Origin of the sequence: Synechococcus sp. W60.1 (genome assembly GCF_047461575.1) — a bacterium.
Classification (GTDB): domain Bacteria; phylum Cyanobacteriota; class Cyanobacteriia; order Thermostichales; family Thermostichaceae; genus Thermostichus.
The window spans coordinates 235,189-250,915 of the sequence record NZ_JANSHL010000001.1; the positions used below are offsets into that span (position 1 = coordinate 235,189).

Genomic DNA, 15,727 nt, shown 5'->3' on the forward strand with positions numbered 1-15,727 from the left:
GCTTCAAGGCAGTATGGAGCGGCGCTCTGTAACTCGGTCACTCTGCTGCTGACGATCCGGGCTGACGGCCCAAGCTTCAAAGATCAGCTCAGGGACTCCGGGAGGGATGGTCATGCGGGTGAGGGCTTGCCACTGCCCCTGATCGTCGCGGGAGAAGTCCAGCAACCAGCGGGGGCCATCCACCAAAGAGCGAGTGCGCCCGTGCTTCACCCAAAACTTGATCCAAAAAGGGGCTTGATGGCCTGCAGCAGGGTTGGTCGTGGGGGGCAAGCGCAACACCACATCGAAATTGTCTCCGGCTCGGAGTTGCTCGGGCACCACCAGTTGGGGAGTTGGACAAACCCCAGGCGGAGCGGGGGGCAGCAGCGAGTTTTCAGAGGGAGCTACAGGGCTACTCGGGATCCCGGCTGCCGCTTGCGTTGGCAAGATGGCCTCAGCTTGGGGTGGTGGGAAGGGGAGGAGATGGGCGATGGCAACTCTGCCGTCTCTGCTTCGGGTAGGGGCTGAGCGGAGGGGTTGGGCGCAGATGGCAGGGGATCCTTTTCCGGGAAGGAGCGGAGGGCTTGGGTCTCGGCGGGCTGAACGGGCGAAGCTGAGTCCTCCTCTCGCTGTTGCTCGGCAACGCTGACGGAAATGGGGGCGCTGTGTTGCCAGATGCGCAACAGCTTTTGCAGGGTGCGTTCGGGAGACAGCAAGGTTAAGGGGGGGTCTTCCCGCAACCGGGCCAGTGGGATGTTTGTTGCTCCCCAATACTGACGCGGAGGGGAGGCGGGAGGCAGCTCTCCGCCTTGTTGCTCCGCAACGCTGACGCGAAGGTCTCGACAGCGGACGGAAAACGGAATCGTCAAGGGCTGGGAAGGCCGGTCTGCATCCCGCCAGGAAGAGGGAGTGAGGGCCAGTTCTCCCCGTAAAGGACGGGCCCACACTTGGCTGGGCAGGGTGATGGGGATGCTGAACACCGCCGTCCGCGCCCCCGCCGGGAGTTGAATTTGCCGTTGTCCCTGGAAAAGCGGCCTCTCCTCCCCTTCTGGCCAAACCTGTACCCGCAGCTCGCCGCTGCAGCCGATCCGCCCCGTCAACACCAGCACCTCATCCGGGGATCCCTCCAATTCACTGTGCATTAGGGAAAACAGCTCTGGCGGGATGGCGACCTCTTTTTTCTGGGGGGGCTCAAACCCGGCCTCTTCAGCCACCGGGGCAGGGATCCCTCGTTCCGGCTCCAGAGGGGCAGGCACAACCTGAAAACGGAGACAATTGTCCAACTCGGTTTCGCCGAACAGTTCTGCGATCAAGTCGGCATCTCGACAGTGCAATTCCCAAAACCCAGGGGTGAGGTGGCTGGCGGGCAAAATAATGCCGATCCCTTCATCGTTGGTGCGCACAGAACGGGTTTGGACTTGTGGGGGAGTCGGGGCGGTGTCAGGGCCCTGATTCTGCGACGACAGAGGACGCTGCCGGACTTCCACCGTGATGGTGAAGTGGGGCTGGGGCGAACGGGCAACAATGGTGTAGGTATCTTCTTCCAGAACTGCTCCCTCGGCTGGTACTGGCTGCCAGTCTTCCTGGCCGTCCCGCCGAACCCAGAAATTTAACATAGCTCCATCACCTTAGGTGCTCCGCACTGCTGACCCGAATGGCATGCCAGATACTGAATCAGATCGGCTTGCAAAAGGGTTTGCTGTTGCCCTGTAGGCAGGTGCTTAAGCTGTACCTCTCCGGCCACAGCTTCCGCATCCCCTAGCACAACAGCCCAAGTTGCGCCGCTGCGGCTGGCCCGTTTGAACTGCTTGCCAAAGGCGCTGCCGCTCAGATCCAGCTCGGTGCAGAAACCAGCTTGGCGCAGCGCTTGAGCGATCCGGAGGGATTGGGCCTCAGCCTTCGCCCCACGGGAGATCACGTAAACCTCGACCGGTGCTGGCGGAGCCTCCCCTTGTTTCTTTTGCAACAGCAGCACCAGCCGCTCCATGCCGACGGCCCAGCCCACCGCTGGGGTAGAAGGTCCGCCCAGCTCTTCCACCAAGCCGTCGTAGCGACCACCCCCACAGACGGTACTCTGGGATCCCAAGTCAGGTGAGACGATCTCAAAGGCGGTGTCGGTGTAGTAGTCCAGGCCCCGCACCAAGTGGGGATCCAACTGGTAGGGAATATCCAACATCTGCAGGTGAGCTTGCACCTGCTCGAAGAAAGCCCGCGATTCTGGGCCGAGGTAATCCGGCAGCTTGGGGGCCCCCTCGGCAATCTCGCGGGTGCGGGGATCCTTGCTATCCAGAATGCGCAGCGGGTTGCGGGTGAGACGCTCTTGTGAGTCAGGATCCAGCTTCTCCCGCAAGGGGGTGAGGTAGTCCACCAGGGCCTGGCGATAGGCCCGCCGATCCTGCAGATCCCCCAGGGAATTGAGCCGCAAGCTCAGGTTCTCCGCCCCCACCGCTTGCAACAGCTCCCAGGCCAAGGCGATGACTTCCGCATCGGCGCGGGGATCCCGGCTGCCCAGCAGCTCTACCCCCAACTGGTGGAACTGGCGTTGCCGCCCCGCCTGGGGACGCTCATAGCGAAACATCGGCCCACAATACCAGAGGCGTTGCACATCTCCAGCCGTTTGCAGCCCGTGCTGGATGTAGGCCCGCACCACACCTGCTGTGTTCTCTGGGCGCAGGCTCACCTCTTGCTCGCCACGGGTGCTGAAGGAGTACATCTCCTTGCCCACCACGTCGGTGGCACTGCCAATGCTGCGGGCAAAGAGCTCCGTCAACTCCAGGATGGGGGTGCGAATTTCTTGGTAGTTGGCCCGTCCCAGGATCTCTCGGGCGCTGGCTTCCACCTGCTGCCAGAGCCGCACCTCCTGCGGCAGAATATCTCGGGTGCCCCGCACCGCCTGGATCATCTCCATTCTCGTTCTCCCTCCCTGGGGTGGGCCTGGCCGCCTGCTATGCCAATGGCTGTTCTCGTCAAAGGACTCCGTCCCGCTGACGCAAACGGCCTAGTTATTGATTATCGGCGACAACACTCCCCGTCGCTAGCGGAGCCAAATGACCCTGATCCAAGCTCGAGTCCAACCAGGAGTAGGTGGCGGCAATTTGGCTGGTGGCAACAACAGCGGCGGTGGTAGCTCGCAAGATGGTAGGGCCAAGGGAGACGGACACTCCCCCATATTCCTCAGCCTGCCGACGTTCGGCAACCGTCCAGCCCCCTTCTGGGCCAATGGCTATGGCCAAGGCCGGGATCTGCAGCTTTGGCAGGGCCTGCACCAGCAGGGGGGCGTTCTCGCGCGCCACGGCTATACCCCACCAGAAGGACTCCGTCCGAGTAGCGCGAACGGCTTGCAGCTCCGCCAGCCAACTTGTCCAAGGGGTGGGGGGATCAACCTGAGGCCAGCGCAACCGCTCACATTGTTCTGCGGCCTCCCGCACAATTTTTTGCCAGCGTTCCTGCCGCCCAGATCCCGGTTCCAACACGGTGCGCTCCGTCAGCAGGGGGGTAATTCGCGCCGCCCCCAGCTCGGTAACCTGGCGGAGCACCTCGTCAAACCCCTGCCCTTTGACCACCGCCAAGCCCAGATGCAAAGAAACAGGCAATTCCCGCGGCAGCGTCTCCACCTCGCCCACAATTTGGGATCCCTGGGCTTGCCAACGGGCCGCCCACAGCTTGCCTGAGCCATCCAGAACCAAAAAGGGATCCCCCGGCCTGAGGCGGCGCACCCGCTGCAAGTAGTGCTGTTGCAGACCGGTTAAATGGAGAACACCACTCGGATCCCGCTGCGCTGGGTCAATCGCCAATCGGGGCAAAGCGCTCAGGTCATGCGTGCGTTCAGACAACACCATTCCCCCCGTCGCCAGAGGGCTGCCACCACCCATTCGTTGGCCTCCAGCATCTCCGCCACCAACTTGGCCTGCTCGATGAGGATGCCGCTGAGGATCAGCCATCCCCCCTCCTTCACCACCAGCCGAAACTCCGGGATCATATCCAGGATCACATCTGCCAGGATGTTGCACACCAGCCCATCCACCATTTCGGGAATATGCTCCAGGCTGCCCTGAGCGACCACAATGCGATCCGTCAGGCCGTTGAGATCGCGGTTGTGCATCGTGGCCTGCACCGCCAGGGGGTCGACGTCCACCGCAAACACCCGCTTCACCCCCAGCAGGGCCGCCGCCAACGACAAAATGCCGGATCCACAGCCCACATCCGCCAGCGTCGCCGCCGGGGGATCCCCTCCCCAGCTCTCCAGACGCATTTCCAGCGACTCCAGACAGAGCTGCGTGGTGGGGTGAGTGCCCGTGCCGAAGGCCATACCGGGATCCAGCCGCAACAGGTGCCGACCGGGGTGAGGGGGCGGATCCAGCCAGGCCGGACAAATGAGCAACTTATCCCCGATGGGTTGGGGCTGCCAGTGCTGCTTCCAACTGCTGCTCCAATCTTCCGCCTCTATGCGTTCCCAGCGCAGCTTCGGAACCCGCTGACCGGCAATGAGGGCATCTTGCTGCAGGCGCAGGGAGAGGGCTGCCAAATCCAAGAGGCTGACGTGAGGCCAAGGCAGATAGGCGTGAATGCAAATCTGATCTTCGCCATAGGCTTGGCTGGTCATGCCCCGACAGCCAAAACTCTCCAGCCGCCAAAAGATCAGGTCTTCTTGGGCAGGGGAAGTGATGAGACTGAGATCCCACCAAGCACCAGCGGGGTCCAGCGCTTGTGCGGGCGAAAACGGAGTGGGATTGGCAACAGTTCTGCTCACAGGGATCCCTTCACAAACCTAGGGAAAAACCAAAGTGATGGCCAACAAGATAGCGCTTCATGTCACCCAGCCGGCCAGCACTCAATGCGGCACTTTATATCAAAAATTGCAGCGCTCTGCTCAATTCATAGTTTAGGCTTATTCTGGCTATTCTGGGATTGAAAGGCTCACAGCGTCGGTTCAGCAGCGAAGAAGGGAAGGATCCCCCCAATTGGGGGATGACCCTCAGCGGCTCTTTGGATGACCAGCTCAGCCCTGTGAGATAGATTAAGTCCAAAAGCATTGAACAAGAATTGGATGCAGCGTTGACATTCGTTCCGATCCTCAGTGATTTTGCGGATAGATGGGGTTTGGCTAGGGCGTACTGAGCAACGATGTAAGGATAAAGAAAGAGCAATGCAGGTGGCGAGGTCGATGTCAATTGAGCAGTCAGGGCAGCAGCCGAAGGTAGCTCCTTGGGGGATTACCAGAGGGGAAAGGGCTGCCCATGAGGATCCCCAGCCGCTCAAAGTCAGCACTCCCAAAGACTCCGTGCCGCTGACGCGATCCGCTCTGATGCGGCGTTTTAATCAGAGCTTTCCGCCTTTTTACAGCCAGTTTGTCAGCAGCGAGGTGCAGGCCCAAAATCTGCGCTTGGCCTACGCCCTCTACCAAACCCGCAAGGCGGTGGTACAGATGCAGGACGAAGGTCGCAAGACGGTGGTTTGTCTGGCCTACCGCAACCGACCTTCCCTGCTCAGCGATCTGTTTGGGGTGTTCACCGCTTTTAATCTCTCGGTGCACGGCATCCATCTCTATGGGCAAATCTACTCACCGCACCTGGTGTTTATCCGCACCATCGTCTCCCGCGATGGCCACAGCCTTTCTTCCCAAACCAAGCTCAGCCTAGAACGGGCCATTCACGAATGCCTGGCGGGTGTGTTTCGCGTTCATGAAACCTTGGCGCTGGAGTTTGATCTCAAGGCCGGACTAAAAGACGTGCAGGTTTCTTTTTATTTTGACCCGGTGTTTCATTTGCCCACACTTCTGGTGGATGTGGACAACCAGCCGGGCGCGTTCTACCGGGTGATGACGGTTCTTGCGCAGGAGGATTTGACCGTTGTTAACCTCAACTTGATGCTCCGCCGCAAGCAGACGCGCTTCATTTTTTACTTGCTAGGGCCGGATTCAACTCCAGCCATGCCGGAGTTCCTGGGGCAAAAATTGGCCTTGAGCATCCAGCAGCGGCTGCAAGGGGATCCCGCCTAGATCTGCACGGGACTGGGAGGCAAGTCAAAAAGGACGGTGTTCATGTAGCGCTCTGCCCAGGCGGGGCCAAAAGCTTTTTCCAAAACGCGGCGGGTGCGGTCGTTCTGCTGTTGCTGGCTGCAATAGCGCTGCTGCCCCTGGTAGTGGGCCAAAATCTGGCCGGGATCCGTCTGCGGGGGGATCTGCTGCGCCAGCCGGCAGTGAATTTCCAGGAAACGGCAGGCAAAGTGTAAAAAGCGCTCGGCCTCTGCTTCGTCGGCAGGACGCACGAACAGACAGTAGGGAGAAAAAATCGTGCCCCACTCCGGCAACCGGCGCCGGTGTTGGAAAGGGACGAGATGGGATCCCAACGCTTCCAGCTCTTGGATATAGAGATCGGGCAAGCTGGGGGTCACCGGCGAGAGATCGACAATGGCGGCGCTCACCTGTCCGCGACCGACCACAATGTCGCAACCGAACAGCGGCAGCGGGTACTGCGGCTGCGGAAACATAACGCAATGGAGAATATCCAGGCTCTGCCCGGCCTGGGCCAGCTCCAGGTGCAGTTTGCGAAAGGGATCCCCTTGGTAGCAGCGGTTTTCAATTTGCAATTTCTCACCCTCTAGGCGGCCTTCCACGTAGCCCAGATCTTCAGGCAGAGGATAGGGGGCTAGGGTGAGGGTAGATCCCCAAACGTTCAGGATTGCCTCAGATAAGCCCTGAATGAGCGGATGCAGTTGGGCAGAGAGAGCAGGAGCGGTGAGCATAAGACCCCAAAAGAAAGGCTGAGAAACCCGTCCACGCTTGAGGGGTGGCCCCCTTCAATTCTTCAAAAGTGTCAAAAGTGCTGTGCCCAAGGCAGGGGAACTGCACCGCTGACCTGAAGGGATTGGGCGAAAGCTTCGACCCATTAAGCATCACCTCCAAGTACAGCCCATCTCTGTCCGATAGCCGGTACGTTATCGGATTACATGGTAACGGAAGGGGTGGGATTCGAACCCACGGTGACCTTGCAGTCACAACGCTTTTCGAGAGCGTCACAATCAACCACTCTGTCACCCTTCCAGTCAGCTGTGGGGCTTTACCATCTTAACGGCAAACCGAGTCTCCTGCTTCTTCCCAGCCTCAAAGCCAAGCTTGCTTCCCCCACGGGATGCGGTTGATGGGAAAGTGCTCCGCACCGCTGGCGGGAACGCCCAGATGAGATCATAGGGATATGGCTGCTCTATCCATTCACCACTTTCGCCAGGCCAAACAGGCGGGTCAACCTTTGGTGGCCCTCACGGCTGCCGACTACGCCACCGCTCAGATTTTGGATCAGGCTGGGATCGACTTGATCCTGGTGGGCGACAGCTTGGCCATGACCCACTTGGGGTATACCAGCACCCTGCCCCTGACGCTGGAACAGATGCTCCATCACGCCCGGGCGGTGCGCCGCGGGGTAGAACGGGCCTTTTTGGTGGCCGACTTGCCCTTCTTGACTTATCAAGTCCACAAAGAACAAGCTCTCCTCTCAGCAGGGCGGTTGATGAAGGAGGCAGGAGTCAACGGAGTCAAGCTGGAGGGGGGCTACCCCGACATGGTGGAAACGGTGGCCTTTCTGGTGCAGCGGGGGATCCCGGTTTTGGGTCATATCGGCCTCACTCCGCAGGCCAAACATCAACTGGGAGGCTATCGCCAGCAGGGAAAAAACCCTCCAGAGGCCGAGCGTCTGCGGCAAGAGGCCCTCAGCCTGGAACAAGCAGGGGCATTTGCCCTGGTTCTGGAGCACATGCCGGCGGAATTGGCTGCCCAAATCTCGGCCCAGGTGGGGATCCCAACCCTGGGCATTGGAGCCGGGCCGGCCTGCGATGGGCAGATTTTGGTCACCCACGACCTGCTGGGGCTGAGCGAGCGGCTCCCCCCTTTTGCCAAGGCCTATACCAATTTGAGACAGGCGATCCGAGAAGCAGTGGAAGCTTTCGCCGACGATGTTCGCCAAAAAGTATTTCCCCCCCGCTGAAGGGATCCCTTACCCATTCAAAGCTTGGGCAGAGGTGCTATGCCTACGGCACCTCATACTGCTACCTACTGCTACGCAATGCTTATGGGAACGGGAACCGCACCGCTTTCTCAAGGCTGGGCAAGGATAGGGCGACCTCAGGGATCCCTCACCAGCACCATCCCGGTCACCGCAGCACTTTGACCCAACCGGTCGAAGACCCGCAAGCTGAGCAGGTAGGAGCCGGGCACCAAGCTCAGGGGAGGGCGAATGCGGAAGCGGGTTGTACAGAACACCTCTCCAGACACACAATTCACCTGGGCTGCCGATAGCGTCTGCACCTCGATCCCTGACCACGACACCTGAAACGCCAGCTCCGCCGGGATCCGCCCCGGCACCGATACCGAGACCCCCAGCTCCAAAAAGCCGTTCCGATTCACCACAGAAGGAATATCGCTGCTGGTGATCAAAGGCGGCAGCGGAGTACTGGCCGTCAGCGCATCGGCACCACAACCGACCAAGGCCACACCCAGCAGGCCCAGCACCCATCCCCAAGGTTTGGATCCCAGCTTCATCACAGGGTTCACCTGAAAACTCACCTTCTCAGTATAGAGGGCGGGGGCAACAGAGTTAGTGTTGGTTCTGGGAAAAGCTAAAAATTTACACTACAGATAGTGGCGAGCTGGATTTTCATCCAGACCATCTGCTACAGTAAGGCCCATAACCTGTCGAGCAGCCTGGATATGGAAGGGGAAGAGGAGCTAAAAGCCTTGCGGGCGCGGGTGCGCAACCTAGAGCGATCCCTCGCCGAATCGGAAGCGCTGTCATTGCAGCAGATTGAGTGCATCCATCGCCTGGAACATCAACTGCTGGAAGCACAGGCCCAGATTCAAGAGCGGGATCAAGCTTTGCAAGCGTGTCAAGAGGAGAAAGCGCGGCTGGCCCAGCGCCCTACCCCAGAGGCTTTTCAGCTTCAGCAACAGCACATCGAAGAACTGCAGAATCTCCTGTGGGAAATGGAGCGCCGTCCAACGCTGGAGCACTACCACATTCTGCAGCAGCAGTTGCAAACCAGTCAGACGGAAATTGAAACCCTCAAGGCGGAATTGCAGCGGCGCGTCGATCCGGCCCGATTTTACCAACTGCAGCAGGAGCTCCTGGAGCTGAAACAGCAGGCCAACCAATTGGGAGAATACGCCGTCAAGTTGCCGCAGGTGCAGCTTTTGCAAGCCCAACTGCAGCTCCGTGTACAGCAGCTAGAGGAGGAAAAAGCACAATTGCAAGCGCAAATCCAAGAGTTGGCTGCTCGACCTTCTGCACAAGAACTGGAAACCCTACGGGCGGAGCTAGAGGCTGCCCACCGCCAAGCGGAAGCCGAATGGCAGCGTTTGAAGACCCATCTGGAAACCGAAAAGGCACACATGGAAGCTGACCTGAACACCGCCCGGCAACGTATTCGCGAACTGGAAGAGCGTCCTACCCCAGAGCAATGGGCACGCTTGCAGGCGGAGCTGGATCATCTGCGCCAACAGGCCTCTTTTGCCAAGGCCGAGCGGGCCACCTTGCTGGAAGAGCTGCAGCAGAGTCAGCGGCAGCAGGCCGAGCAAGCCCAACAGATTGCCAAGCTGGAAGCGGAAGCAGCCCAGGCCGCCCACCTCAGGGAAACAGAGTCCTCACAGGCGCAGCGAATCCTTGCCCTGGAGGAGCAGGTGCAGGCTTTGACCCGCGAGCTTGGTGCTTTGCGAGCCGAGCGGGATCAGCTCATGCAAGAGTTGGCCCAGCGTCCCACCCTTGCCCAGTGGCAGGAAGTTCAGCAGCAGGTGCAGGACACCCGAGAAAGCCTGGAAGCAGCCCGGCGGGGGCGAGAACTGGCCGAGGCCCATCATCTGGTCAGCCAAAAGCAAATCGAGAAGTTGCAGCAGCAGGTGATGGCTTTGAAAACCGAGTGTGTGCAGGCCCACGCCTACGCGCAAACCCAGGAAAAGGAAGTGGCCCTGCTGCAGCAGCGCAATCAAGAACTGGAAGAGCAACTAGCCACACTGCGTCAGTCGGCCTCCGCTTCCCCTCAGCCAGCGGTTGTCGAGCCCAGGTCGAATCATCCGGCTAGTGCTCCGCACCGCTGGCGCGACCAGGAACGGATTCCTGCCGCGGCTGACGAGTCTGCTCCTTCCCCGGCCACCACCTGGAGAACACCCACCCCAGGGATCCCGCCGCTCACCCTGGACGAGCGGGAAGAAAGTGCCCCGCTCGGCTGGCGCCAACGGACAGAAAGGCTCCTGAAACGCTCCGCTTTGGCCGCTTCACGGGCAGGAGGGGAAACGGGCAGTCGCAACCGGATTGAGTTGCCGACTTTTGTGCAGCGGCGGCCCTACTGAGCGCTCCATTCTCGGGGATCCAACCGTTCTCCAGCTTGAAAACGAGGCCAAGCCCAGCGCAACAGGGCTCCCAGCTGGGCATGAAACCGCTCTGGGGCAAATTGCAGAGCATGGGCCCGAATCCGCTGCGGATCCCATTCCTGTCGATCCGCCTGCCGCAGCCCTTCCACCAGCGCTTCCACACTGGCCTCGGGAATGAGGATGCCGGTTTGGCCGTGGATGACCGTCTCTTGGGCACCTCCCCGGTTGAGGGCAACCACGGGGCGGCCGCAGGCCTGGGCCTCCACTGCCACTAGGCCAAAATCCTCCTCCCAGGGGAACAGCAGCAGCCGGCAATTGGCTAGCAGTTCCCGGAAACGATCGGGGGGCTGATGGGGCAAAAACTCCACCTGCGGCCCCGCCAGTCGCTTGAGCCGAGCCAGCTCCGGCCCTTCGCCCACAACCAGCAGCCGACGACCCAGCCGTTCACAGGCGGCAATCGCCAGATCCACCCGTTTGTAGGGCACCAATCGGCCCGCCACCAGGTCGTAATCGGCGCTGGGATCCGCCACCGGCTCCAACCCCTGCAGCGGAACGGGCGGATAAATGACCACAGCCTCGCGGCGATAGAGCTTGGCAATGCGGCGGCAAATGTGCTGGGAGTTGGCGATCAACAGATCTGGACGTTGAGCTGCCAGAAAATCCCACTGGCGCAGGCGGTGCAGCAGCCATTGGCTAATTGTGCGAATGGGCCCGATTCCCCCCAACCCTTCTCGCTGCAGATACAGCTCCCGGTTCTCCCACAGGTAACGGGTGGGGCTGTGGATATAGCTCAGGTGCAGGGTAGAGGCTCCCGTCAGGATCCCTTTGGCAAAGGCGTGGCTGCTGGAGATCACACAGTCATACCCCGAAAAGTCGAAGCTCTCGTAGGCCAACGGCATCCAGGGCAGCAGATACTTGAGGCGGGCGTGGTAGTCAGGGCGCAACACCCCCAGCCACTTGGCCCAGCCTTGCAAAAAGGAGGTGTGAATTGTCAGCTCCTGCCAGCTCGGCGGCAGGGTGTGAGCGGAGAAGAGACTGACGTAAAGGGGGGCCTGTGGGGCAAAAGCCACCAGCTCCTGCAGAACCTTTTCCGATCCCCCCGGCCAGATCAGGTACTCGTGCACCAGGGCCAGGCGCTCAGGCCAAGCGGGATCCCGGCTGGGAAGAGTGGGGACAGCCACAGGAAGGGATCCCCAAGGCTCAGGCACGGTCAGGACTGGGCAGAGCGGCGTTTTTTGCCAATTGGGCCGCTCACCTGCTTGGCCTTCTCGTCGATCCGCTCATTGATGTAGTTGTAGATCTCGCGGAAGCGAGGCAGGGCCCGCATCTCCAGGCGACTGCCATCCTTGAGGGTGAGCACCATGTCTCCCCACACGCCCAAGCCACGGGGCACCATGACCACCTTGGCGATCTCGCTGTAGATTACATCTGAGCGCTCCTTGCCGCCCCACCCCCCGATCACGGTGATGCGACGATTGGTAATCCGATAGTGTACCCACAGCTTACGCACCAGTGCCCCCACAAACAGAGGCAAGCCGACAAGTGTAGCCCCAATGAAGGAGTTCAACACCAAATCGCCACTGTGGGGGCCGCCCTCAAAAAAAACCTCCTCTTGCACCGCCATGCAGAGCACCGTCCGGTTGTTTAGAGTGTTGCCGTTAACGATCTTAAACGATTTCTCAGCTTTCCCCAACTGGGGCTAACGGCAGGTTCGGGATTGGGTCAGCCTTCGGACGGCTTGTAGGGAACGGCAGGTGGCCAAGACCAGGTAAACAAACAACACCATCACCACCACCGCCACCGCTGCAGCTCCGGCATTACCCAGCCAGCCCCACCCTTCCAGCCCCGTCAGGGCCACCAAAGCCCAAGAAGCCGGGTGCAGCATTCCCCCCAACAGGAGAATTTGCGAGAGCATTTGCCCAGCCGTAAAGCGGGATCCCAGCACCACCAGGGCCAGTCCGCCGCCGATGTTGATCAACCCCATGTTGCCCAAAAAGGCGTAGCAAATGTGCCAGGCGTACTTTTGTTTGGGCACCTCCTGCCAGAGGAGGGGCTCGGCAGGGATCCCCGAAGCCTCCTGGGGGGCGAGCGGCAACGGCTGAACTTGGCTGAGGATCCAGCCGAGGACAATGGCGGCAACCAGCATCGCCACGCCCGCCTTCACGTTCAGCTTGCCGGGGATGGTTAGCTCGGGGTAGGCCAACATCGCAGATCCTCCTGCAACCCGTCCTAGCCTATCCTGTCTTTGCCCCAAATTGGCCAACAGCCTCAATCCCTTGGATAGAGCAGTGTGCCGCAGCGCTTGCAGAATTGGGCATCCCCATCGTGTTGGGACAAACCGCACCCTGGGCAGGCCCATTGCACCGAGTTGCCGCTTTTCACCAATTGTTTGATCAGCTCCCCCACTTGCCAGGGAATTAGAGCGATCCCCGTCAGGATCATCAGCACCGTCAGCAACCGACCCAGCTCAGAACTGGGGGTGAGATCCCCAAACCCCACCGTGGTCATGGTAACGACGGAAAAGTAGAAAGCATCCAAAAAGGTGGCAAAAACACCAGGATTCACTGGATGTTCTACCTGATAGATCAGCCCAGAGTAGACGAAAACAATGGCAAAGAGAGTGAAGAAAATGCGCAGCAAAATGCGGCTATCGGCGGAGATCACTTGCCCAAACAGGGTTTTGCCCTCTACCAGGCGCAGCAGCCGCAAAATGCGAAACCAACGGAAGATGCGAATGAAGCGAATATCGGTTAGCCCGGCAAAAAAAGGCAAAATGGCGAGCAAATCGATGAGCGAATACAAGCTCACGACATAGCGCAACTTCTGCGGGGCCGCTGCCAGTCGGAGCAGATATTCCACCACAAACAAGCCGAGAATGAGGCGATCCACCCGCTCCAGCCAAAGACGTACCTCAGGGGGAATGGGATAGGTTTCCACCACAAAGAAGGTGGATGAACAGAAAACCAACACCGCCACCAACAAATTCACCCAGCGGCTTTCCGGGGTGTCTTGATCCCCCCAATAGCGCTGAAGGATCCCGGAACGGGCAAGATCGAGATCAGCTTGGGTGGGGAGAGTGGTCACAAACGGGATCCAGCTGGGAAGATATCGAGAGAGTTTCCTTTCAACGCCCATCAGGCGCATACTAACTAAGCTAATGGAAACTAGCTCACAGAGCGAACTTCCCCTAAGCAAACGTCCAGGCTTTGGGTGTTAATTAGGTGTTGAGTCGATGTTGCCTCCTATCGTACTGGCCTCGCAATCCCTTGCCCGCCGCCAATTGTTAAAGGCTGCCGGGATCCCTTTTCGCGTTCAACCCAGCTACTTCGACGAAAGCCAAATCCAGAGCTCTAATCCGGTGGAGCTGGTGCAGAAGCTGGCCTCGGCAAAAGCAGAAGTGGTGGCGGCCCAGCAACGGGAGCCCGTCTTGGTCGTGGGGGCCGACTCCGTGCTCTACCTAGATGGCGAGATCCTGGGCAAGCCGGCCAATGCTCTGGAGGCGGAACGGCGCCTGCGGCAAATGCGGGGCGAAGTGGGAGAGCTCTACACAGGCCATGCCTTGATTGACACGAAGCAGAACCGCCGCCTCACCCACTATGCGGTGACGCGGGTGTTTTTTGCCAAGCCCAGCGACGAGGAAATCCGCGCCTATGTGGCCACCGGTGAGCCGCTCAATTGTGCTGGCTGTTTTGCCATCGATGGCCGCGGCAGCCTGTTTGTGGAGCGGATCGAGGGGTGCCCCGGCAATGTTATCGGGCTGAGCTTGCCCCTGCTGCGGCGCATGATCCAGGAGTTGGGCTATTCCCTCACCGATGCTTGGAGCTAGCCGTCGAGGTGTTGCTTGAGCAGGTCGTTGGCCAGCTTTGGATCTGCCCGTCCCTGAGTTTTTTTCATCAATTGCCCGACAAAGTAGCCGAAGAGCTTGGTTTTGCCCCCCCGATACTGCTGCAGTTGCTCGGGGTTTTCTGCCAGCACCTCGGCGATCATCTGCCCCAGCAGAGCGCTATCCGAGATTTGGGTCATGCCCTTAGCTTCCACCAGGGCGCGGGCCGACCCGCCTTTTTCCAGCAGTTCCGGCAGGATCTCCTTGGCGATTTTGCTGGAGATGGTGCCCTGCTCGATGAGGCCAATCAGCTCGGCCAGGGTTTCCGGCTTCAGGGCAATGTCGGGATAGTCCAGCTTGTGGGTGTTGAGGTAGCTGGCGATGTCGCTCATCATCCAGTTGGCGGCTGCTTTCGGGTCGGCACCGGCGGCGATCACGGCTTCAAAGTACTCGGCAGTATTGCGCTCGTCGCTGAGGTAGCGGGCATCGTACACCGAGAGACCGTACACCTCCTGGTAACGTCGCCGCTTCACACCGGGCAATTCCGGCAGCTCTGCCCTCCAGCGGGCCTTTTGCTCTTCGGTAACGCGAATCGGCGGCAGATCCGGCTCCGGGAAATACCGATAGTCGCTGGATCCCTCTTTCTTGCGCATGCTGATGGTGCGCTGGCTGTTTTCTTCCCAAAGGCGGGTCTCTTGCACGATCCGCTCGCCTGCCTCCACAGCCTTGACTTGGCGGTTGAACTCGTACTCGATGGCCCGTTGGATGGCGTTGAAGGAGTTCATGTTTTTAATTTCCACCTTCGTGCCAAAGGTCTCGCACCCCAGCGGACGCACCGAGATGTTCACATCACAGCGCAGGGATCCCTCCTGCAGGTTGCCATCGCACAGCCCGGCATAGCGCAGGATGCGGCGCAGCTCTTGCACATACTCGGCTGCCTCTTCCCCGCTGCGGATGTCCGGCTCGCTGACGATCTCGATGAGGGGAACCCCCGCCCGGTTGAAATCCACCAAAGAGTAGCTGGATCCCGATAGGCGGTCGCTGCCAGCGTGGACCAGCTTGCCCGCATCTTCTTCCATGTGCAGACGGGTGATGCCGATGCGCTTGGTACGACCGTCGCTGAGCTGGATCTCAATCCAGCCGTGGGTAGCAATCGGCAGGTCGTATTGGGAGATTTGGTAGTTTTTGGGCAAGTCGGGGTAAAAGTACTGCTTGCGGTCGAACTTGCTGTAGGGGGCAATGGTGCAATTCAAGGCCAAACCCGCTTTGACCGCGTACTCCAGCACCTTTTCGTTCAACACCGGCAGGGTGCCGGGCAAGCCCATACAAATCGGGTCGATATTCGTGTTGGGGGGAGCGCCAAATGCCGTCGCGCTGCTGGAGAAGATCTTGGAGCGAGTGCTGAGCTGGCAGTGAACTTCCAGCCCAATCACAGCTTCGTATTGCACTTTGGCGGGGGCAGCAACAGTCATGGGATAGGAAAAACTGGCGGTGTAACCATTCTAGTGTGACCTTGCAGGGATCCCAGCTCACAGACAGTTTCTGGGGACGGCAGCCCAGAACCCAGGACG

At 59.9% G+C, this 15,727-nt stretch carries 16 protein-coding genes and 1 tRNA gene; 4 read left to right on the forward strand and 13 right to left on the reverse strand.

The window, feature by feature from the left end; all coding sequences use genetic code 11:
* Positions 1 to 3: 3 nt before the first annotated feature.
* The 5 genes from NW805_RS01055 to prmA form a co-directional block, all read right to left on the reverse strand.
* Positions 4 to 426, reverse strand: a complete 423-nt coding sequence (locus NW805_RS01055) for a hypothetical protein (RefSeq protein ID WP_414421368.1) — start codon at positions 424 to 426, stop codon at positions 4 to 6.
* A complete protein-coding gene (locus NW805_RS01060) occupies positions 384 to 1,595 on the reverse strand; it encodes a hypothetical protein (RefSeq protein WP_414421369.1) in 1,212 nt (403 codons plus the stop codon). The genes NW805_RS01055 and NW805_RS01060 overlap by 43 nt, the downstream gene beginning before the upstream one ends.
* Positions 1,589 to 2,887: a histidine--tRNA ligase gene (hisS, locus tag NW805_RS01065; RefSeq protein WP_414421370.1), complete on the reverse strand. Its 1,299-nt coding sequence runs from the start codon at positions 2,885 to 2,887 to the stop codon at positions 1,589 to 1,591. The genes NW805_RS01060 and hisS overlap by 7 nt, the downstream gene beginning before the upstream one ends.
* Positions 2,888 to 2,981: 94 nt before the next feature.
* Positions 2,982 to 3,818: a 16S rRNA (uracil(1498)-N(3))-methyltransferase gene (locus tag NW805_RS01070; RefSeq protein WP_414421371.1), complete on the reverse strand. Its 837-nt coding sequence runs from the start codon at positions 3,816 to 3,818 to the stop codon at positions 2,982 to 2,984.
* Positions 3,788 to 4,681 (reverse strand): 50S ribosomal protein L11 methyltransferase, encoded by an 894-nt coding sequence (prmA, locus tag NW805_RS01075; protein WP_414421483.1) that lies wholly within the window; start codon positions 4,679 to 4,681, stop codon positions 3,788 to 3,790. Before prmA ends, NW805_RS01070 begins: the two co-directional genes overlap by 31 nt.
* A gap of 462 nt (positions 4,682 to 5,143) precedes the next feature.
* Here prmA and NW805_RS01080 point away from each other — a divergent pair, with 462 nt between their 5' ends.
* A complete protein-coding gene (locus tag NW805_RS01080) occupies positions 5,144 to 5,977 on the forward strand; it encodes a hypothetical protein (RefSeq protein ID WP_414421372.1) in 834 nt (277 codons plus the stop codon).
* On the opposite strand, the gene NW805_RS01085 is transcribed toward NW805_RS01080, so the two are convergent.
* Both NW805_RS01085 and NW805_RS01090 read right to left on the reverse strand, forming a co-directional pair.
* Positions 5,974 to 6,723, reverse strand: coding sequence for a phycocyanobilin:ferredoxin oxidoreductase (locus NW805_RS01085; RefSeq protein WP_414351485.1), 750 nt, complete (start codon positions 6,721 to 6,723; stop codon positions 5,974 to 5,976). The two genes, NW805_RS01080 and NW805_RS01085, sit on opposite strands and share 4 nt — an antisense overlap.
* Positions 6,724 to 6,934: 211 nt before the next feature.
* Positions 6,935 to 7,021: transfer RNA gene (locus NW805_RS01090), tRNA-Ser, on the reverse strand.
* 151 nt (positions 7,022 to 7,172) lie between these two features.
* Here NW805_RS01090 and panB point away from each other — a divergent pair.
* Entirely contained in the window at positions 7,173 to 7,958 is a 786-nt protein-coding gene (gene panB, locus NW805_RS01095) for a 3-methyl-2-oxobutanoate hydroxymethyltransferase (RefSeq protein ID WP_414421373.1), read from the forward strand.
* Between the two features lie 137 nt (positions 7,959 to 8,095).
* On the opposite strand, the gene NW805_RS01100 is transcribed toward panB, so the two are convergent.
* Positions 8,096 to 8,524 carry a hypothetical protein gene (locus NW805_RS01100; protein WP_414421374.1) on the reverse strand — a complete coding sequence of 143 codons (429 nt, stop codon included), beginning with the start codon at positions 8,522 to 8,524 and terminating at the stop codon, positions 8,096 to 8,098.
* Positions 8,525 to 8,680: 156 nt separating this feature from the next.
* Here NW805_RS01100 and NW805_RS01105 point away from each other — a divergent pair, with 156 nt between their 5' ends.
* Positions 8,681 to 10,312: a hypothetical protein gene (locus tag NW805_RS01105; protein ID WP_414421375.1), complete on the forward strand. Its 1,632-nt coding sequence runs from the start codon at positions 8,681 to 8,683 to the stop codon at positions 10,310 to 10,312.
* Here NW805_RS01105 and NW805_RS01110 read toward each other — a convergent pair.
* The 4 genes from NW805_RS01110 to NW805_RS01125 all read right to left on the reverse strand — a co-directional run bounded on the left by NW805_RS01110 (position 10,306) and on the right by NW805_RS01125 (position 13,417).
* Positions 10,306 to 11,514: a glycosyltransferase gene (locus NW805_RS01110; protein WP_414421376.1), complete on the reverse strand. Its 1,209-nt coding sequence runs from the start codon at positions 11,512 to 11,514 to the stop codon at positions 10,306 to 10,308. The genes NW805_RS01105 and NW805_RS01110 overlap by 7 nt on opposite strands.
* A gap of 29 nt (positions 11,515 to 11,543) precedes the next feature.
* Positions 11,544 to 11,957 (reverse strand): PH domain-containing protein, encoded by a 414-nt coding sequence (locus tag NW805_RS01115; RefSeq protein ID WP_414407948.1) that lies wholly within the window; start codon positions 11,955 to 11,957, stop codon positions 11,544 to 11,546.
* 75 nt (positions 11,958 to 12,032) lie between these two features.
* Positions 12,033 to 12,539: a hypothetical protein gene (locus tag NW805_RS01120; protein WP_414421377.1), complete on the reverse strand. Its 507-nt coding sequence runs from the start codon at positions 12,537 to 12,539 to the stop codon at positions 12,033 to 12,035.
* Between the two features lie 62 nt (positions 12,540 to 12,601).
* Entirely contained in the window at positions 12,602 to 13,417 is an 816-nt protein-coding gene (locus NW805_RS01125; protein ID WP_414421378.1) for an ion transporter, read from the reverse strand.
* Positions 13,418 to 13,565: 148 nt separating this feature from the next.
* Here NW805_RS01125 and NW805_RS01130 point away from each other — a divergent pair, with 148 nt between their 5' ends.
* On the forward strand, positions 13,566 to 14,159 hold the full coding sequence (locus NW805_RS01130) for a Maf family protein (protein WP_414421379.1): 594 nt from the start codon (positions 13,566 to 13,568) through the stop codon (positions 14,157 to 14,159).
* Here the strand turns inward: NW805_RS01130 and gatB are convergent.
* A complete protein-coding gene (gatB, locus tag NW805_RS01135; protein ID WP_414421380.1) occupies positions 14,156 to 15,628 on the reverse strand; it encodes an Asp-tRNA(Asn)/Glu-tRNA(Gln) amidotransferase subunit GatB in 1,473 nt (490 codons plus the stop codon). The two genes, NW805_RS01130 and gatB, sit on opposite strands and share 4 nt — an antisense overlap.
* Positions 15,629 to 15,727: the final 99 nt, after the last annotated feature.

What these genes read in the sequence shown, in the direction of transcription:
- NW805_RS01060 (WP_414421369.1), bottom strand. Translation starts at nt 1,595, where the DNA reads ATGTTAAATTTCTGGGTTCGGCGGGACGGCCAGGAAGACTGGCAGCCA.
- hisS (WP_414421370.1), bottom strand. Translation starts at nt 2,887, where the DNA reads ATGGAGATGATCCAGGCGGTGCGGGGCACCCGAGATATTCTGCCGCAG.
- NW805_RS01070 (WP_414421371.1), bottom strand. Translation starts at nt 3,818, where the DNA reads ATGGTGTTGTCTGAACGCACGCATGACCTGAGCGCTTTGCCCCGATTG.
- NW805_RS01080 (WP_414421372.1), top strand. Translation starts at nt 5,144, where the DNA reads ATGTCAATTGAGCAGTCAGGGCAGCAGCCGAAGGTAGCTCCTTGGGGG.
- NW805_RS01085 (WP_414351485.1), bottom strand. Translation starts at nt 6,723, where the DNA reads ATGCTCACCGCTCCTGCTCTCTCTGCCCAACTGCATCCGCTCATTCAG.
- panB (WP_414421373.1), top strand. Translation starts at nt 7,173, where the DNA reads ATGGCTGCTCTATCCATTCACCACTTTCGCCAGGCCAAACAGGCGGGT.
- NW805_RS01105 (WP_414421375.1), top strand. Translation starts at nt 8,681, where the DNA reads ATGGAAGGGGAAGAGGAGCTAAAAGCCTTGCGGGCGCGGGTGCGCAAC.
- NW805_RS01115 (WP_414407948.1), bottom strand. Translation starts at nt 11,957, where the DNA reads ATGGCGGTGCAAGAGGAGGTTTTTTTTGAGGGCGGCCCCCACAGTGGC.
- NW805_RS01120 (WP_414421377.1), bottom strand. Translation starts at nt 12,539, where the DNA reads ATGTTGGCCTACCCCGAGCTAACCATCCCCGGCAAGCTGAACGTGAAG.
- NW805_RS01130 (WP_414421379.1), top strand. Translation starts at nt 13,566, where the DNA reads ATGTTGCCTCCTATCGTACTGGCCTCGCAATCCCTTGCCCGCCGCCAA.
- gatB (WP_414421380.1), bottom strand. Translation starts at nt 15,628, where the DNA reads ATGACTGTTGCTGCCCCCGCCAAAGTGCAATACGAAGCTGTGATTGGG.